Below are 18111 nucleotides of genomic sequence, written 5' to 3'. Positions count from 1 at the left end.
GGCCGTGGGTCGCGCGCTCGCACGACACGAAGAACGTCGCGAAGCGTATGAAGGACTATCAGGTCCCGGTGAATTTCACCCCGTGGAGAGGATCGTGAGCGACGGACAGGCCTGGCAGGGCAACGTGAAGGCGCGCCTGTATGAGCGGGTGCAAGAGCGTGGCTACGCCTCGCTCACCGCCTTCGCCGAGGCACGTCCCACCGTGCCCTTGTATGTGCTGGCTGAGGAACTGGGGAGGGACGACATCGCCGCCGTGCAGGTGTTGAGCGGCTTGCTGGCTGAGGCCGAGCAGCGCAAACACGTCACGCGCTTTCTGCGCGACGTGCTCGTCCGCGAGCTCGCCGAGAGTCTCCCCAACGGCTGGCCGGCCGTGATGGACGATGCAACCCGTGGGGAGGTGGCCTTGGCGCTCGGCACGTGGACCGCCTACACCCCGGCCACTCATGAGGAGCGCGTCAGGAGGGCTGGCGACGCGCTCCTCGCCACGCCGCCGCCACCTGGCTGGCGCCCTCTTGGCCCTGATGATGAACTCCTACGCACGCTTCTGCCCGACGAGGAAGCCTGAGGGCGGAAGCACACGCAGACGAGAGCCGTATCACTTCAGACCACCGCGGGCTGCCCCGCACGAGCCAGGAGCTGGCACTCACAGGAGGCCGGACTCACGTGGCCGTGGGGCGTACCAGGCCTCTGTTCCAGGCACCACGGGCACTCGCGCTGCGTGCCATGGGGCCGGAGCATGCTGCCCAGGAAGAGATGAAGGCATCGGGCACAGCGCTCGTAGCCCGGGTATGGAGCCGACAGTTCTTTCGTGTTCATGGCGCAGAGGCCCTCCCCTCTTCGGGGAGGGCCGGGTGCTCAGTGCTGCGTTCTGACCGCGCTCAGGCCGCGCGCGAGGAACGCAGGGCCGTGCTCAGCAGCGCGGCGATCTGCTCCATCTGCTCGAGCGGCACGTCCTTCAGGCTCATCACGGCCTTGCCCTTGCGGTTACGCACCTCCACGCGCACCCCCGTCTGCTGCGGGAAGTAGCCCGTCAAGGCCGCGCTGCACTGCTGGGCCCGCGCATCCACCTCCGCCGGCAGCGGCGCGCTCGAGGTCGGCCGCCGCAGCCGCTGGATCGCCTTGCGCAGATCCACCACCGTGCACTCGCCGAAGAACTTCTCCTCCAGCTCGCCGTCGGCTCCCGGCACCGAGATGAGCATGGTGCTCGGATCATTCGCGTCCAGCTCCACGCCCGCTGCCTCCACGTACACGATGAGCTGGTTCAGCAGGCTCACCCCGTACTGGCTGCACACCTCCGCGGAGAAGGCGCGGGCCACCGCGCCGTAGGTGACGAGCGTCGAACGCGACAGCTCCTTGATCTGCTGGGTGAGGAACTCCGGCGCGTTCTTGAACCCCGCCTTCTCGGCCAGCCTGGTGTCCACGATCAAGTTGTACTGGACGCCGATGGCGTGGAAGTTGGCGTTGCCGGCTGCCAGCAGCTGGCGGATCTGGGTGCAGCGCTCGAACAGCTCCTGAGACGCCACCCCCCGGGTGTCGTTGGTCGTTGTCATGGTTGTTTCCCCCCTGTGGGATGTTGCAACTGCGTTACAGCACGAGACGTGGAGCGGTGCGCTGCCCAACGTCCCGGCCCACGCGTTGACGCGCATGAACGCGCTGAAATGACGAACAATCACGCACGTTTGTTGGCGCCGTTCGACATGTCGACGGCAGCGTTCGACACGTCGACAAAACTTCGACACGTCGGAAGTACAGCCTCATGCCCGAACGTCCGGTCATCTCCTCATGCCCGAACGTCCGGTCATCTCCTCATGCCCGAACGTCCGGTCATCCCCTCATGCCCGAACGTCCGGTCATCCCCTCATGCCCGAACGTCCGGTCATTCCCTCATGATGACTGGCGCGAGCGAACCCGCCCCACCGCCGCCCAGCTGGTGGACCTCTTCATCGCCGTGGTGCGCGTGGTGGCGGGGCTGCACCGCCGCGGCATCCTCATCCGCGACTTCAAGAGCGCGCACGGGCTCGTCCCGGAGGACCAGAAACCGGGGCTGGTGGACATGGGCAGCGCGCGGCTGCCAGGCGGCTCCACCCTCACCGTGGGGCTGGCTCCCGGCACGCCTCACACCTTTCCGCCCGAGTCCATTGCCTTCCTGCGTGAGGGCTCATGGAAGAAGGGCGCGCGCTTCACCGCCACGCCGGCCGGCGACCTCTACCAGGTGGGCGTCTTCATGTTCGAGGCGCTCACCGACTGCTGGCCCTTCGACGCACGGATGCCTGCGGACGAGCTGCTCACAGCCATTCAGACCGTCGTCCCCCGCGCGCCTCACCGCCTCAACCCAGCCGTGCCCGAGTCGCTCAGCCGCATCGCCATGCGGCTACTCGAGAAGCGCCCGGAGGACCGCTTCGCGAGCGCCGAGGCGCTGCTGCAGGCGCTGTGGGAGGCCAACAAGGAGCGCTCCACGAAGGAGTGGAAGGTGTCGCTGGCCCTGCCCCCTGGAGGCCCCACTCCCAGGACCCAGGACGAGGAGGAGGAGCGCCGCTTTCACCAGCAGCAGGCCGAGCGCCGGGGCCAGGAGGCGCGCCAGCAGCAGCAGGAGCGCTCCGCCGTGCAGACGCTGGAGCAGTTCTCCGCCGCCATCCAGCAGATGGAGGCGGAGGTTCGCACCCTGGAGGAGAAAGCCGCTCTCCGCAGGAAGCGATGGAGGAGAATCGGCCTGGGGGTGGGGCTGGTTCTGCTGAGCCTCGGCCTCCTCACCGCCGGCTGGGAGTGGTTGGCTCCCGCCTCATCCGAGAAAGGAAGTTCGCTCGTGTCCACCCTCCGCAACTCGTGGCCCGTCAGGACCGTGGCCGCCTGGCTGTGCACCACCTTCAGCGTCGGCTGCGCCGCGCCCCAGCTGCGGCCCATTCCCGAGGACTGTCCCCCGGACACAGTCCAGCGCATGAAGGAGCTGAACCTGTTCAAGAGGGACATGATCGGCAGCAATGCCCTCCCTGTCGTCATCGATATCCACCAGCCCGGCATGGATGGGCAGCTGGGCGTCTACCACGCGGGAAGGATCGTCAGCCGGGTCGAGCTCCCCGAAGGATGGAAGCACGACTATCCCGTGCCCGACGGGACCCTGCTGTACGGGCAGCTCTGGACGGAAGGCCTCTCTATCGAGGGAAGAGAGGCCGTCTACGGCCGCTACACGGAGATGCTCCTGCCGGACGGGCGTCGCTTCCCGGTGTGCTACACCCTCGGGAGTACTGGCTACAAGGTGAAGCGCCCGGGCTCGAAGCCCGGCGAGCCTGTCTTGGAGAGAGACAGCCTTGTCATCCCTGTCGAGCGATGGCCGTAGCAGGAGGACCCCTTCACGGAACGCAGAGCCCTGGCGGGCGACGCGGTTGGCTTGTGAGGGAGGCTCCCGTGACAAGGCCCCTGCCTGGCCACGGAGGTCCCCTGTGAGCGGACCGGTCCCCAACTGGTATGACAAGCAGACCAGTTCGCAGAAAGTGCGCCCGGCACGCGGGCGGACCGGACACGGTCGCCGGTGGGACTCAAGACCTCCCGTTTCAGGTGGCGCACACCTCCGGTCCGCCCTGTGTTCGAGCCGCGATGAAGGGCTGTCGTAGCATGCTGCAGTGAAGGGAGGCGCTGACGGGGGAACAGGCAGATGGTCAAGCACATCAACACGCAGGAGGCCTCTCGTGTTGTCTAGGGGTTGAGCTTGTTCTTGAGTGCGGTAACCAGAGAGCCTTGAGCATCATCTCCGCTCAGTTCCCAGATCATCGCCCCTGCCAACCCCTGAGACCGGATGTAGTCACCCTTGACGCCCAGGGAGACAGGGTCGTCGTAGCTCACCCACAGCCCCGTGGAGGCGTTGAACAGATAGGGTACCTGCGCCTCCGGGTGGCGGTACTTCACGGCCGTGGGTTCCAGCGTGCTCCGGATGTAGTGATAGTCGAACATGCCGGTGTTGCCGGTGCTCCAGTCATCCCAGTTCCCGCGCGCCGCCCCGGCCGTGGCCTGGTAGAGCCCGTCCCCCCTGGGCCCAGGGCGCGTCCCCTGCCAGCCCCGCCCATAGAAGGGCACCCCCACCACCAGCCTGCTCGCCGGCAGCCCCGCGGCCAGGTGCCCCTGCACCGCCTCGTGCGTGCTGTCGCGCTGCCCCCGAGATGGGTTGGCGACCTGGTTGTACAGCGCCGCGTGGAAGTTGGCCGTCGTCTCCCAGCCCCCATGCATGTCGTAGGTCATGAGGTTCACGTGGTCCAGGTAGGGATGGATGAGATCCAGTCGGATCTGCAGGTACGCCCGAGCCGCCGAGCCCGTGGCGATGCTCAACTGCAAGCCCGGGCGAACCGCGTCCAACTGACGCCGGAACTCGGCCAGCATCGCCGTGAAGTTCTCGCGGTCCTCGGGGCGGCCGGGGAACAACCCGCCGAGGACGGGGAACTCCCAGTCCACATCGATGCCGTCGAACACCCCCGCCGCGGCCCCCGAGGGCAGGCCGGGCACGTTGCCGCGGATGTAGAGGTCGATGCACGACTGGACGAACGCCTGCCGCTTCTGCGGAGTGCTCACGGCCGCCGAGAAGCCCCCAGACCAGTCCCACCCCCCGAGGGAGATGAGCACCTTGAGGTGTGGGTGTCTCGCCTTGAGCTTGCGCAGCTGGTTGAAGTTGCCCTTCAGCGGCTGGTTCCACGCGTCCGCCACGCCATCCACACTGTCGGCGGCGGTGAACCCCATCTGATAATCCGCCCAGGGGTCCCCGTCAGGCGACGGGAGGATGACGCACCGGCCGTCCACCACGTTACCGAAGGCGTAGTTGAGGTGGGTCAGCTTCGCGGCCATCCCGTTGGTGTCGAGCGTCTTCGGGTAGAAGCCGCGGCCATAGACACCCCAGCGGACGAAGTAGCCCACCACCTTCAGGGTGCCCATGCTGGCGGTCTTCGCGGTGAAGGGAGCACTGGGGGCGGAGCGGTTACCCGCGGCATCCCGCGCCTTCACCGTGAAGGTGTACGAGGTTTCTGGCTGCAGCCCCGCCACGCTCACCCGGTTCGCCAGCGGGGCGGCGACCGGCGTGCGCGCCCCATTGAGGAACACCTCGTAGCCAATGACCCTTACGTTATCGTCGGCGGCGGACCACTCCAGATCGAGCCCGCTCGGCGTGCTGCCCACCAGGCGTATGCCCGTGACGGTGGAGGGAGGCTGTGTGTCTGGAGCGGTTCCGCTACAGGGCAGACCATTGAAGGTGCAGCTCAGCGGCTCACCCGGGGTGCCGGCATGGCTCCCGCAGAAGCCAAAGGTCGCCACCGCCCCTGGCGCCAGCCCCGCATTCCACGTGTCATCCCGCACCGTCTGGATCGCGCCCTGCGCTGACCACCGTCCCATCCACAGCGAGCTGATGGTCATCCCAGGCGGCAGCTCGAACACCACCGTCCACCCATGGATGGGCGCTCCGGTGAAGTTCGGCACGCCCATCTCCGCGCAGTAGCCGTCGCCCCAGCTCGAGGTCAGCCGGAAGGGGTTGAAGGGGGCCGCCGTGGTCGCCGTGAAGGGAGCGCTGGCGGCCGAGCGGTTGCCCGCGGCGTCCCGCGCCTTCACCGTGAAGCGATACGAAGTGCTCGGCTGCAACCCCGTCACGCGCGCGCGGCTCGCCGCGGGCGTGGCCACGGGCGTGTTCGCGCCGTCTTGGAAGACCTCGTACCCCGTGACGCCAGTGTCATCGGTGGAGGCCGTCCACTGCAGCTCGATGCTCTGCGGAGTGCTGCCCGCGAGGCTCAGCCCAGAGACAGCCGAAGGCGGCTGTGTGTCCTCGGGCGGCGTGCTGCCGCCGCAGGTCCGACCATTGAGAGTGCAGCTCAGCGGCTCACCCGGGGCGCCGCCGTGGCCGCCGCAGAAGCCGAAGGTCGCCACCGCTCCCGGCGCCAACCCGGCATTCCACGTGTCGTCCCGCACCGTCTGGATCGCGCCCTGCGCTGACCACCGCCCCATCCACAGCGAGCTGATCGTCATCCCGGACGGCAGCTCGAACACCACCGTCCACCCGTTGATCGGCGCCCCCGTGAGGTTGGGTACGCGCATCTCCGCGCAGTACCCGCTGTCCCAGACACTCGTCGTCCTGAACGTGAACCCGGATGTCGAGAGAAACTCACCCCGTGAGAGTTCAGGGGGGCTCTGCGACACCTGCTCCGAGCAGGCCAGCGCAGTCGAGAGCACCAGCACGAGCTCACGCAGCAACGGGGAAGTTCTGGACGAACAGGCATTCCGACTGGCGAAGCGGCGCATGATGGCCCCCCAAGACGCCAGGCGCATGCTCTCAAGGACTCAGCGACCGGCTGTTCTCAGGTATTTTCCAGTTTCATGCCAAGGCTCACCCGGGCGGAAAGCCCGCGGTGAACTCATGAATACGCTGGGTTGAAACATCTCGCGTGGCGAACAGCCACAGAGGCGTGTCGCAGCCTGTTGCAGATATCAATGCCGCGATTGTCGACGTTCGCGCGAGGATTGCGTGAGACGCAATGAGCAAGAATCGAGGACCCCGATGCCGTGTGGTGGGTGAACTGCCGGTCGGTCATCCAATGCACCTACAACTGCGATGGAGTGTGTGTTCCAACGGCCTGCTGATGCCTCGGACGGACGGGGCTCCTTGCCGAAGACGCGGCCCGCCGGTTGGAACTGGAGGGAGGCTCCCGTGGCAAGGCCACTGCCTGGCCACGGAGGTCCCCTGTGAGCGGACCGGTTCCCAACTGGTATGACAAGCAGACCAGTTCGCAGAAAGTGCGCCAGGCACGCGGACGGACCGGACACGGTCGCCGGTGGGACTCGGCACGCTGCTCACCACGCCGCCGCCCCCCGGCGAACACCGGGAGAGCGCCTGCGCCTCATTGAGTGGAACCGCCATCCAGACCCTCCGGCGTCGCGCTCCCGCCGTCCGAACCTGGAGACGGAGAAGGGGACGATACGCCGGGTGAAGGAGAGGAACCTCCATCTTGAAACCCTGGCGGCCAGGGACGAGACGGATCATTCCAGATGCCATCCAACGCAGGAGGAACCCCTGGCTCGGCTCGCGTCTTCTGGTGACCCGCGTCCGCCAGCTCGAGCGCGACGATTTCCTCTGGTTGTCCATCACTGACACGCCGCAGGACTGGCCACTCGCGTCCGCGAGTTGCTGGCTCAAGCCCGGACCCGGAAGCTCAGGGCCGTGCCACGGCCTCCACTGGGAGCGGCGGTTGCGCTTCGATGGCGGTCGTCCTCCGTAAGCAGCGGCGCGTCGAACACGCGGTTGGGGAGATAACCTCCATAGAAGCGCACCACGACGCTCTCACGCCTGCAGGACGTAGAGGGGCATCCGGGGGTGCCTGGCCAGCAGTTCCACCTTGAGCCAGGACTCCTCCCCTCCCCTGTTCGCCAGCCGCAGGATGGGGTGGCCCGCGGCGTCCAGGCCCAATGCTGTGCTCCCATGGTGTGCGAAGGCGGCTCTTCTCCTGCAGCGGATCCACGAGACGGAGAGGGTTTCCCCTGAGCTCCCAGGGCAGGACGGACCTGTCCTCGAGGCCATGCGCTTTCGGGAGCGCGGCTCCTATGCGGTCCGCTCCGATGTACGCTACGGTGCGCCTCATCCTGTGGGAGAGGGCACGTGATGACGAAGAAGGGTCCTGAGGACGCTTCGACGGTCGACTGGCACCAGGCCCCTGGTGAAAAGCAGCCACCCCGTCTCATGGCTGCGCTGAGCATCGTCTCGCATCCAGTGCCCCGGCGCGTGGGACAGCGGCTGGTGTTGCATGAGCTGACCGAGGGCCGCTCCGTGGCGCTCTCCCGCAACGAGCCGGACTTCATGCACCCCCACGGGGGCCTGGCCGAGCCGCTGGCGGATCCCTTCCTGAGCCGCAACCCCGTGGTGCTCTCCGCCGGGCCCGCGGGCAGCCTCTGCCTGGAGGCGCCCGAGGGGAGCAAGATCTCCATCGCGGGAGAGCCGCTGCGGGGCTCGCGGGTGCTGAGCGCCGTCGAGGTGGCGACGGGCGTACCGCTGGAGCTGGCCGAGCGGGTGGTGGTGCTCCTGCACCTGGCCGCCCCCCAGGCGCGTGCCAGCGCGGAGGCGCTGGACATGGTGGGCAACAGCCTGGGCCTGCAGCGCGTGCGCAATGACATCGAGCACGTCGCGGATCTGGACGTGCCCGTGCTCATCCGAGGGGAGACGGGCTCAGGCAAGGAGCTGATCGCCAAGGCGCTCTACCGGCGCAGCCCGAGGCGTGACCGGCCCTTCATCAGCGTCAACCTGGGCGCGCTCCCGAAGGAGCTCGCGGCGGCGGAGCTCTTCGGAGCCGTCAAGGGCGCCTACTCCGGCGCGGTGAGAGACCGGGAGGGCCTCTTCCGCGCGGCCCACGGCGGCACGCTGTTCCTGGACGAGGTGGGCGAGGCCTCTCCCGAGGTGCAGGTGATGCTGCTGCGGGTGCTGGAGGAGCGGGAGATGTTCCCGGTGGGCTCCTCCACCGCGGTTCCCACGGACGTGCGGCTGGTGACCGCCACGGATGCACACCTGGAGAAGCTCATCCAGGAAGGCCGCTTCAAGGGCCCCCTGCTGCACCGGCTGGCCGGGTATGAGATCCGGGTGCCGCCCCTCCGGGAGCGGCGCGAGGACATCGGCCCGCTCTTCCTTCACTTCGCGCGCGAGGAGCTGGAAGCCATTGGAGAGACGCACCGCCTGAGCAACCCGGAAGGCTGGAGCGAGCCGTGGCTGCCGGCGTCGCTGGCCTCGTGGCTGGTGCGTTACCCGTGGCCTGGCAACATCCGTCAGCTGCGCAACCTGACGCGGCAGATCATCATCAGCAACCGCGGGCAGCCCGGCGGACTGCGGCTCGACCCACGGCTGGAGCAGGAGCTGGCTCCTCCTCCGGCGCCGCCCCGGGTGTCCCCCCCGGTGGAGCCCCCCGCGCCCGAGCCGAAGAGCACGCTCCAGCACAAGGTCTCGGACTTCTCCGAGCAGGAGCTGAGCGCCGCCTTGGAGGCTTGCGGCTGGGAGATCAAATCAGCCGCGACACGGCTCGGCGTGGCCCGCTCCTCGTTGCAGGAGTGGTACCAGCGGCACGTCAACCCCACCCTGAGCGCTGAAGAGTTCAGCCGCACCTACGAGGAGTGCCAGGGCGACATGGACAGCATGGTCCAGCGCCTCCGGATGTCTCGCTGGGCCATCGTCCGCCGACTCCGGGAGTTGGGACTCCAACGGCCCTGAGCCCCCCGCCGGCTGCGCCCCGGGCGCGGCTCCGTCATGCCACCGGCACGGCGCTGTCATGTCGGCGCGCGGTTTCCGGGCCCGACTTGTCGGGCTTCGGACATCCCCGCCCTGGGGAATCGTTCCCGCGGGTGGCACGTCCGTTGAAGAAACAACCTGCAAGGTCGTCGAGAGGCGCAAGCCGAGAGTTCACTTTGAATTCCCTCTCCCTCGACGGCTGAGTCACAAAACCTCAATCCCTGAGACAACCCCATGAGTCACGACACCCAAACCGCTTCTGAGAACAACCACTCCGCCTCCGCGAGCGACCGCCCGACCCAGAACCCCACGGAGCCCAACGGGCTGGTGGGCTTCCTCCGAAAGCTCATCCTCTCTGCCTTCGCGGTCAACCAGCAGACCCAGAACCCCACCGAGCCCAACGGGCTGGTGGGCGTCCTCCGGAAGCACAGCCTCAAGCTCGCAGCGGCGCTCTCGAGCAAGCCCCCCCCGAATTCCAATGAGATGACGCATCCGGCAGCCTCCTGAGCCGCACAAGCCCCGTCAGCGCCCAGGCGCGAGCCCCTCTCCTCGCGCCTCTCCGCGTCACCCCAGCGGCTGCTACGGGGCGGGCTCCGCTCCACGCAAGCACCGGCGGAGTTCGAGTGTGCCCGGCACCTGGGGTGAGCCCTTCAAGACGGCCTGCAGCTTCTGGAGCCCAAGCCGCTGAGCCTCCCTGGCGCTCTCACCCAGCCCGAGCGAGGCCCATTCACAGCAGAACCGGCCAAAGGCAAGCAGGTACTCGGTCTTCCGCGTGTCGTGCGTGCGGTCCGTGAGCTCGAGGGCCCGCTGGAAGTCACTCACCGCCTGCGCGAAGTCTTCATCCAGATTCTGGCGCTGGCCCAGGTGGAGCCGCCAACGGGCCTGGAGGCCCCGAAGCTGCCCGCGGTAGCGCCAGATCTGCGGATCGTCTTGCGTGCCAGCCAACGCCGCGCGGAGGGTGTCCTCGGCGAGCCGCAGGCTCTGAGAGGGATCGCGCTCCTGGCTCAGCTCGAAAGCCCCCATCAGGACATGAACGGCTCCCAGGTTGGCCTGGATCCACCAGGCCGACGGGGATTGCTCGTGCGCGAGTGTCAGCGCGGAGCGTGCCGCCAGGAGGCTGGCCTCGGGTGACTCGCCCCGCTCGGATTGATAGAGCGCGCGCAGGACCCATGTATCACTGACGTTGCTGAGGGCACTGGTGAACTGGGGATTCAGCCCGTAGGCCTTTTCATAGCTGGACTGCGCTTGATTCAGGAGCGAAAATGGCTCACGCGCGTGCCTCCACTCCTCGCGTGCCAGCTCATTGAGCACGGCCCCCAGGCAGTCATGGAGATAGGGCTCCCGAGCATTGATGCGAATCGCACGCTCGTACGCCGCGCGCGCGCCTTGCCACTCCGCTTGGGCATCGCCCCCCCGGACCAGGATCCGCGCCGCCTTCCTCTCATGAACCTTGCCTGCATAGTAATGGACCACGTGGTCCTGAGAGCCCAGGGCCATGGCCTTCTCGACGGCTTGCTGAGCCCGCTTCAGGTCTTCCTCCGGCTCCTTGACGTCCTGGCGCCGCTCTCGCCTGAGGAGGTTCTTCGCCAGGTTGGTCCAGGCTGGACGTAGCTCGCCATCGAGCACGGTCGCCTGACGAAAGGCATCGATGGCATGGTCGAGATGGGAAGCCGTGCTCTCGGAGCCGGTCCCGTATTCGGCCCAGGAGGCGAAGAGCAGGCCGCGCTGGTGCATGTAGCTGGCATCGCGGTCCTTCTCCTTCACCTGATCGAGCAGCTCGAGCGCCTGGGTGAGCGGAGTGCCCGGAGGCTGGTGCGTGAGGGCGAGGAGTCGTCCTTGGAGGATGAGCACCTGTGCCAGCTCCAGGTGGACGCGCGGCGCCTGGGCGTGGGCCTTCCGGGCGGTGGCGAGGGCATGCTCGATGAGCGCACCTGCCTCGGCGTAGCTGCCCGCGTTGAGCTTGTGCTCCGCCAGGCGCTGGTGCAGCTGGGCGTCCAGGAGCAAGGCCTCGACGGACGCTGGCGCGATCAGCAACGCGCGCGAGATGGCAGCCCTTCCGCGCCGGAAGCACTCCTCCGTGTGGCCCTTGTGATGGATCTCCATGATCAGCTGCGTGAGCTCCAGCTCCGCCTGGGCCAGGGGGATGGCCAGCTCGCTACGGCCGATCTCCTCGGCGGAGGAGTAGGCCTGGCGGCCGCCATCGAAGTCCTTCCGGGCCTTCTCGAAGTCGCCTGCCGCCACGAGCCGGGCCGCACGGACCCGGAGGATGTCTCCCCGGAGCTGAAACGCTTCGTATTGCCAGGGCGCTGGGGCCTGCATCGCGTCGAGCCACTTCAGGGCCGCATCGAAGTCTTCATCATAGAAAGCGATCAGCGCGCTCCCCCAAGCGGGAGAGAAGCCATCCGCCTCCTCGCTCAGCGCGAGGTAATCCATGGCGCCTCGACGGTAAGGGCTCTCGAGCAGCCGCGACGCGTCCAGCGCCGGCTCGGTCCGTCCCTGCTGAACGGACAGCCGCGCCGCCTCGAGACGCTCCCTGCGGTACAGCTTGCTCATCACCCGGGCCAGAGCGAGGGCCACCCGTGGCTCCCGGAAGTCGGCGGCCCATGCGGCCTGCAGCTTCTCCAGGGCCTTCTCTTCCTCGCCGAGCGCCAGATAGCCGCAGCCCTGCGCGTAGTACCCCGCCCCCACCGCCAGGGGCCCCGCTTCGTGGATCTCCGCCTCCAACGCCATCACCTGCGCGTGAAGCTCCCCACGCAGCCTGCTCGCGTCATGGATGGGAGCGAGCGCATCGAGGCGGGCCAGGGATTCGATGCGCTCGATCCTCGTCGTGAAGCGGCGCGTGAACTCCTCGCGTTGGAGCGCCTGGCGGCGCGTGTATCCCGCCCACCCCAGCGCGCCGGTGACGGCCAGCAGCGCCACCGCGGCCACGGCCACCATGCGCCGGTGCTTCCGGGCCTTCTTGTACAGCTGGTAGCGAAGACCGGTGGAGCGCGCCTTGACGGGCTCGCCCGCGAGGAAGCGGTCCAGATCCTCGATCAGGGCGAGCATCGAGTCGTAGCGGGCCGAGCGCTCCTTCTCCAGACACTTGAGGACGATGGCTTCGAGATCCTGGGGGATGCGGGGATCGATGGCGCGCGGAGGCTGCGGGTCCACGGTAGCGATGTGGTTGAGCACCTCCAGGGCATTCTCACCGGGGACAGGCAGCTTGCCCGTCAGCAGCTGGTAGAACGTCGCGCCCAGGCTGTAGACGTCGGCCCGCCAGTCCAGGCGTTTCACCTCGCCGCGAGCCTGCTCCGGAGCCATGAAGTGGGGAGTGCCGAGCACCGCCCCCGTCTCGGTGAGCCCCTTGGCCCGCCAATCGCGTGCCAGGCCGAAGTCCACCACGTAGGGATGGAGTCGGCCATCCGCGGCCTGCTCGACGAGGATGTTGGAGGGCTTGATGTCGCGGTGGATGAGCCCCGCCTCGTGGGCGGCATGGATGCCCAGGGCCGCGTCGCGCACGAGCATGGCCTGCTGGGCCACGGTGAGCCTACCGGTGAAGGAGCTCAGCGGCTGCCCGTTCACGTGCTGCATGGCGATGTACGGGAGCCCCTGAACCTCGCCCACCTCGTGCACATGACAGACGCTCTCGTGCTGGACGCGGGCCTGGGCGCGAGCCTCGGAGATCAGCCGGCTGACGAGCTCCGTGCTCTGCCCGCGGACGAACTTGAGGGCCACGTTGCGGTGCAGGCGCGGATCATACGCGAGGAACACCTGTCCCATGCCCCCCTGGCCCAGCAGCCTGACGAACTGATAGCGCTCCCAGCCGGGGACAGGGAAGGCCACATCCGCTGGCGCGCCGGGGCCGCGAGCCGAGCCTGGCGGCAGGGTGTCCGCCTCGGACGGGTTCGGCTTGCGCAGTTCCGGCGTCTCCAGCCTGTCTTGCAGGAGCCCGAGGAGCGTCTCCTCGGAGATGATGCCCCGTTCGTGCAGCAGCTGCAGGGGGCTGCGAGCCTTGGCACGGGACTCCTCACGCAAGGCATCCACTTCAGCCGGTGAGATGAAACCCCTCTTCAGCGCAACCTCGAGGTCTTCCTCGCGCGCGTCATGCATACAGCCTCCCCCCAACAGCTACGTTCGGTTGCCGCTCGTGGAGTTGCGGCAAGGGATGGCAGGGGCTGCCCGGCCATCGTCAAGCCTCCGGTTCATAGAGCAAGACAGGTGCCACCCACGAGTGCCCTTTCGGGCAAGCGAGAGCGGAGCTGCGCCAGGCGGCTGCTGGGAAGCATGCCGCCGGAGCCGATCCGACATGACAGCCGTCATGTCGGCTGTCCTCGCGACCAACCCACTCCTGGTTGGTGCTTGTGTGGACTGAAGCAAGGCGCTGGGGCTGAAGGGGTGGGGAGGCTCCCGTGGCAAGGCCACTGCCTGGCCACGGAGGTCCCCTGTGAGCGGACCGGTGCCCAACTGGTATGACAAGCAGACCAGTTCGCAGAAAGTGCGCCAGGCCAGGCAGCTACGGGAGGCCTCCGGTGTCCAGGAACCCGATCGCCTGGCTCTGAGCCTGACTGCGGATCTCTGGCGGGACATTGGGGGAGCTCAGGAAGCCGTGGCGCTGTGAGGGTGGCAGCTGCACCGTGTCGAACGTGAACTTGAAGGCCGTCACCTTCTTCTTGTTGTCGCTGGCCCGGTTGGCGGCGGAGATGAGCGCCTCGGTCGTCGGGTTGGGGACGACCTGATCCTGGTCGATGGATTGGATGAGCGCCTCGCGGCCCTCGGGAACGGCGGCCCCGTTCTCCACGTGATAGGCGTAGTTCACGGGATCGGCCGGGTCGAGGATCATCCGGGAGTACCCGAGGTACCGATCGAAGACCGGCGTGCCCTGCTGGATGCCCTGGGCAGCAAGGCCTTCCAGGAAGCGGACGCGCGTGCTGACGAAGGAGGGAGAGGTCAGCAGCAGCTGGGTCAGGTCTCCGCCTGGGACATTGAGCACCACGTGCCGGACGTCCGGTGATACGGAGGTGTAGAGACTTCCCAGGAGGCCCCCGAGGCTCTGGCCCAGGTAGTCGATCCGCGTGCCATCGAGCTTCCCAGCCCCCCGCGCCGCGAGCAGGGTGTCGAGCCCTCCCGCCTCGAGCACGCGCGCGAGCTGCGCGTGATCGAGGGTGCCCTGGCGGAAGTTGTCGCGCATCGCGAACAGGTTGGACATGTCGATGAAGTTCCAGCCGGAGATGTACGGCATGCCGGAGCCGCCCTTGAAGCTCCCTCCCTCGCAGACCCCCTGTGTGGGGTCCGTCAGGCTCGTCGACAGGCAGCGGCCCTGGTTCGCCTGAGCGCACACGAAGTCGCCAGGAACCGCCGCCGCGGAAGACGGATCACAGGCGCTCCGTGTGGCGGAGATGCAGCGTCCATACGAGGGACTGCCCGCGACCGTGTCGCACGTCCCCGTGGCGCAGGCCTTGTCGGGAGTGTCGATGGGGAGCCCATTGCTCGGATCCATGAGGCCCGCGGCCGCGGTGATACCCGCGCAGCTGCTGCGGTCACCATGGAAGACGGCATCCACCGCGACGGTCGCGCGCCCTGCCCCCGCCAGCGCATCGAGCAGGGGGAGCACGCTGTCGCGGCTGCCCATGAACCCGTGGCTGAAGAGGGTGATGGGGTAGCCCTGCGCTGGCGTGCTGGCGCCTGGCAGTGTCAGCAGGAACGGAACGCGATCGAACCGAGGCTGGGCGGGGTTCAGGGTCCCCCCGCTCCCCGTCAGCGCGAAGGGCAGGAAGAGCGCGCCCTGGAAGGCCTTGCCGATGTTGTCGCTGGAGAGGCCTTGCGCCGCCAGCTGCGCCTTGAGCTGCGTCGTGATGTCGACCAGGTAGAGCGGCTGGTTGGGGAGGCCCGCGGGGCCGTACACGGCTGCCGGCAGCGCGTGTATCTTCTGGAGCGTGGACACCGTGCTCTGCGTGGTGAACGCCCATGCCAGCGCGAGCTTCGAGCGCGGCATCCCCTGCTCCGCCAGCGTGTCGAGCGTCGCCGCGAGCCCCGCGCGGAGCGGCTCGAGCGTCTGGGCCTGCAGGTCCGAGACTCCGGTCACCTGGCTCTTGCCGTCCACCACCAACGGGTGGCTCAGGCGCAACAGCGCGAACACCACCGTGGGCGCCACGTGCCGGCCCCGCTCGTCCTTCAGGTCCGTCGTCACCGTGGCCACGTAGGTGGACTGCCCGTCCAGCGGCACCTGCGGCACGAGCTGCAGTTGCTGCGGGTTGTTCGGGAGGGTGCCGTCCGGGTTCCGGCTCGAGGCGCAGTCGATGCACGCCTTCACGTTGGGGGCCGTGCCACCTGGCGTCAGCTTGAGGATCCTCGTGCCCGCTGCCAGGCTCGTCGCGTCCACGCGGCCGGTGTCGAGGGCCCCTCGCACGTCGCTGTTCTCCGAGAGGATGGGCGCCGTGGTGGAGAAGCCATCCAGCGTGTTCAGGCCCTGGATGAGCTGCACCTGCGAGGGCGGGGCATTGGGCGGTATTGGCAGGTTCAGGTGCGCGGAGCCATCCGGGTTGCGCAGCAGCAGCAGATCGTTGGGGAAGGGCATGACGCCGGTGGCGGGATCGAACGTCACCTCCGGGTGGTTCATGATGCGGAAGGTCCACAGCAGCACGATGTCGCCGCGATTCACCCCCTGCTCCGCGATGGAATCCAGCAGCGGCTTGTAGGCGCGGCGCAGGTCCTCGAGTCGCAGCGCTCGGGCGAGCTGTTCCTCGAGGCGCTCGGCGGGCTCCACCTTGTCCGAGGGGATCTTGTCCGTGGCGAGCGCGCAGTCCGGAGACTTCAGATCGTCACAGGTGACGAGCGGCGTCCGCTGGGAGACGAGCTCCCACATCGGCGAGCCCACCAGCGCCTTGCCGCCCAGCCCCTTCAAGCCCGCCTCGCCCGCGATGAGCGCCACGGCGTACCGGCCTCCCTTGGGCCAGCCGCCGGCAGGCGGTGCGAGGGTGAGTTGGTCGGTGTCCTCGTCGTAAGCCACGGTCGGCGTGACGGGTGGCGTGGCGATGGGCGTGCCCTCCAGCAGATCGATGAACTTCACCGTCGAGACAGTCACCGTGGTCCTGTCCAGGTCGACGAGCTTCGTGCCCACCGTGACGCGGGTGGGAGCGCCGTTGAGGGTATTGAGGTAGTCCCGAGTAAACTCCTGCTGTGCCGCGGTGGCGCTGGAGTCGATGGGCCCGTTGATCAGGCCCGTCGTTGGATCGACGAACAGATCGTTCGGTGCGGGGACGACCATGGGAGAGGCGATCGGGTCGAACGGGGCGACCACGACGGGCGGCGGTGGCGGGGGTGGCGGCGGCGGGGGTGGCGGCGGGGGTGGCGGCGGCGGGGGTGGCGGCGGCTCCGGATTCGGATCCTGGATGACGGGGGGTGGCTCGGGGGAGCTGGCGGGAGCACAGGCCACGGCGGCCAGGGCCCATGCCACGACGAACAGCAGCTTCTTCATGGTCGCTTCCTTCCAGGTGACACGCAGGATCGCGAATCCCAGGCGAACGGAAGGACGACTCGTGCCGCCCAGTCACGAACCCCTTGAAATCGCTCGACCTCGCCTCGGCGCGAAGGGAGAGCCCCTCCACAGGGCTCCTCATCGTCTCATACTCCGCAACTTCCGGCCTCAGGGCTCGATAACCTTTGTACGGTCACTCTTCACGAGGTTCTCGAAATGCGGGTTTCTGCCGCCACACGCAGCACCACTGCCGCAGCCAGTTCACCTTCCAAGCCCACCCTGAAGCTCGGCTCGTCCGGCGCCGCGGTGAAGACCCTTCAGCAGGCGCTGGCCAGCGCGGGCTTCTCGCCAGGCGCGGCCGACGGCCAGTTCGGTCCGAAGACGGCCGCGGCCGTGAAGGCCTTCCAGAGCGCGAAGGGCCTCGCCGCCGACGGCGTTGTCGGGCCGAAGACGTGGGCCGCGCTGACCGCGGGCGGCTCGGGCGGAGCCACCCCCACGCTCAAGCAGGGGTCCAAGGGCGCCGCCGTCACCAACCTGCAGAACCTCCTCTCCCGGCACGGCTTCAACCCGGGCCCGGCGGACGGCCAGTTCGGCCCGAAGACCACCGCGGCCGTGAAGGCCTTCCAGAGCGCGAAGGGCCTGACCGCTGACGGCGTCGTCGGACCGAAGACGTGGGCCAGGCTCAATGGCGCGGCGGGTCCCTCGGCGCCTTCGGCTCCGGGCGGCAGCGGCCCCACGCTCAAGCAGGGCCACAGTGGCCCTCCGGTGGCCGCGCTTCAGAACCGGCTCAATCAGCTCGGCTTCAATGCCGGGGCGGCCGATGGCCAGTTCGGTCCGAAGACCACCGCGGCCGTGAAGGCCTTCCAGAGCGCGAAGGGTCTGACCGCCGATGGCGTCGTCGGGCCGAAGACCTGGAACCAGCTCGGCATCACGGTGAGCGGCACGCCCTCCACTCCCCCCAGCACCGGTGGCGTGCACGGCAACTCCACTCTGGCCAACAAGGCCCGCGCGGTGGCGTTGAGCATGGGTGGCTACTCGAGCCAGGGCCTCTGCGCCACGGGTGTGAGCCGCGCCATTCAGCAGACCTACGGCATCAAGGTGTGGGGCAACGGCAACCAGATCGACGACAACCTGCCGAGGAACAAGTTCAAGCAGGTGAACCTGTCGCTCGCCGAAGCGCTGAAGATCCCCGGCCTCATCCTCACCTGGGAGAAGACCTCCACCCGCCTGGGCAGCATCTACGGCCATACCGCCATCACCTCGGGCGACGGCCGCAGCTCCTACAGCGACTTCGTGGAGAGCAACACCCTGGGCGCGAGCGGCCGCAGCGGCTTCAAGGTCTTCATGCCCATCTAAGTAGGTAGGCAAAAGTTCCTGACACAAGAGCCGGGAGGGGCCTACGTTGGAGGGATGCAGAAGGGACGAGGCC

The 18111-nt window shown here is 68.2% G+C and carries 10 protein-coding genes; 5 read left to right on the top strand and 5 right to left on the bottom strand.

The genetic code is table 11. From position 1 onward, the window contains the following. Positions 1 to 94: 94 nt before the first annotated feature. The gene (locus tag KY572_RS25485) at positions 95 to 565 is read left to right on the top strand and encodes an NUDIX hydrolase (RefSeq protein ID WP_224245565.1); all 471 of its coding nucleotides are present in this window, start codon (positions 95 to 97) and stop codon (positions 563 to 565) included. A gap of 313 nt (positions 566 to 878) precedes the next feature. On the opposite strand, the gene KY572_RS25480 is transcribed toward KY572_RS25485, so the two are convergent. Beyond that, positions 879 to 1550 (bottom strand): hypothetical protein, encoded by a 672-nt coding sequence (locus KY572_RS25480; RefSeq protein ID WP_224245564.1) that lies wholly within the window; start codon positions 1548 to 1550, stop codon positions 879 to 881. Between the two features lie 284 nt (positions 1551 to 1834). On the opposite strand from KY572_RS25480, the gene KY572_RS25475 reads away from it, so the two are divergent. After that, complete coding sequence (locus KY572_RS25475; RefSeq protein ID WP_224245563.1) at positions 1835 to 3334, top strand: protein kinase domain-containing protein; 1500 nt, start codon at positions 1835 to 1837, stop codon at positions 3332 to 3334. 356 nt (positions 3335 to 3690) lie between these two features. On the opposite strand, the gene KY572_RS25470 is transcribed toward KY572_RS25475, so the two are convergent. Both KY572_RS25470 and KY572_RS47365 read right to left on the bottom strand, forming a co-directional pair. Next, a complete protein-coding gene (locus KY572_RS25470) occupies positions 3691 to 6264 on the bottom strand; it encodes a glycosyl hydrolase family 18 protein (protein WP_224245779.1) in 2574 nt (857 codons plus the stop codon). 1036 nt (positions 6265 to 7300) lie between these two features. Beyond that, positions 7301 to 7426, bottom strand: coding sequence for a hypothetical protein (locus KY572_RS47365; RefSeq protein WP_263452000.1), 126 nt, complete (start codon positions 7424 to 7426; stop codon positions 7301 to 7303). A gap of 270 nt (positions 7427 to 7696) precedes the next feature. Between KY572_RS47365 and KY572_RS25465 the strand changes: the two genes are divergently transcribed. Continuing rightward, positions 7697 to 9208, top strand: a complete 1512-nt coding sequence (locus KY572_RS25465) for a sigma 54-interacting transcriptional regulator (RefSeq protein WP_224245562.1) — start codon at positions 7697 to 7699, stop codon at positions 9206 to 9208. 252 nt (positions 9209 to 9460) lie between these two features. Further along, on the top strand, positions 9461 to 9733 hold the full coding sequence (locus KY572_RS25460; protein WP_224245561.1) for a hypothetical protein: 273 nt from the start codon (positions 9461 to 9463) through the stop codon (positions 9731 to 9733). 72 nt (positions 9734 to 9805) lie between these two features. On the opposite strand, the gene KY572_RS25455 is transcribed toward KY572_RS25460, so the two are convergent. Together KY572_RS25455 and KY572_RS25450 are read right to left on the bottom strand one after the other, a co-directional pair. Then, on the bottom strand, positions 9806 to 13243 hold the full coding sequence (locus KY572_RS25455) for a serine/threonine-protein kinase (RefSeq protein WP_224245560.1): 3438 nt from the start codon (positions 13241 to 13243) through the stop codon (positions 9806 to 9808). A 478-nt stretch (positions 13244 to 13721) separates the two neighbouring features. Next, positions 13722 to 16682, bottom strand: coding sequence for a hypothetical protein (locus KY572_RS25450; protein ID WP_224245559.1), 2961 nt, complete (start codon positions 16680 to 16682; stop codon positions 13722 to 13724). Positions 16683 to 16898: 216 nt separating this feature from the next. Between KY572_RS25450 and KY572_RS47865 the strand changes: the two genes are divergently transcribed. Next, positions 16899 to 18038: a peptidoglycan-binding domain-containing protein gene (locus KY572_RS47865; protein WP_317987897.1), complete on the top strand. Its 1140-nt coding sequence runs from the start codon at positions 16899 to 16901 to the stop codon at positions 18036 to 18038. Positions 18039 to 18111: the final 73 nt, after the last annotated feature.

This window comes from Hyalangium gracile (genome assembly GCF_020103725.1).
GTDB classification, from domain to species: domain Bacteria; phylum Myxococcota; class Myxococcia; order Myxococcales; family Myxococcaceae; genus Hyalangium; species Hyalangium gracile.
Note: the sequence above shows the minus strand (reverse complement) of the source record. Positions and strands in the feature narration are given on the sequence as shown.

Coding starts and splice junctions, on each gene's coding strand:
- KY572_RS25480 (WP_224245564.1), bottom strand. CDS start 1,550: ATGACAACGACCAACGACACCCGGGGGGTGGCGTCTCAGGAGCTGTTC.
- KY572_RS25475 (WP_224245563.1), top strand. CDS start 1,835: ATGCCCGAACGTCCGGTCATCCCCTCATGCCCGAACGTCCGGTCATTC.
- KY572_RS25470 (WP_224245779.1), bottom strand. CDS start 6,264: ATGCGCCGCTTCGCCAGTCGGAATGCCTGTTCGTCCAGAACTTCCCCG.
- KY572_RS25465 (WP_224245562.1), top strand. CDS start 7,697: ATGGCTGCGCTGAGCATCGTCTCGCATCCAGTGCCCCGGCGCGTGGGA.
- KY572_RS25460 (WP_224245561.1), top strand. CDS start 9,461: ATGAGTCACGACACCCAAACCGCTTCTGAGAACAACCACTCCGCCTCC.
- KY572_RS25450 (WP_224245559.1), bottom strand. CDS start 16,682: ATGAAGAAGCTGCTGTTCGTCGTGGCATGGGCCCTGGCCGCCGTGGCC.
- KY572_RS47865 (WP_317987897.1), top strand. CDS start 16,899: ATGCGGGTTTCTGCCGCCACACGCAGCACCACTGCCGCAGCCAGTTCA.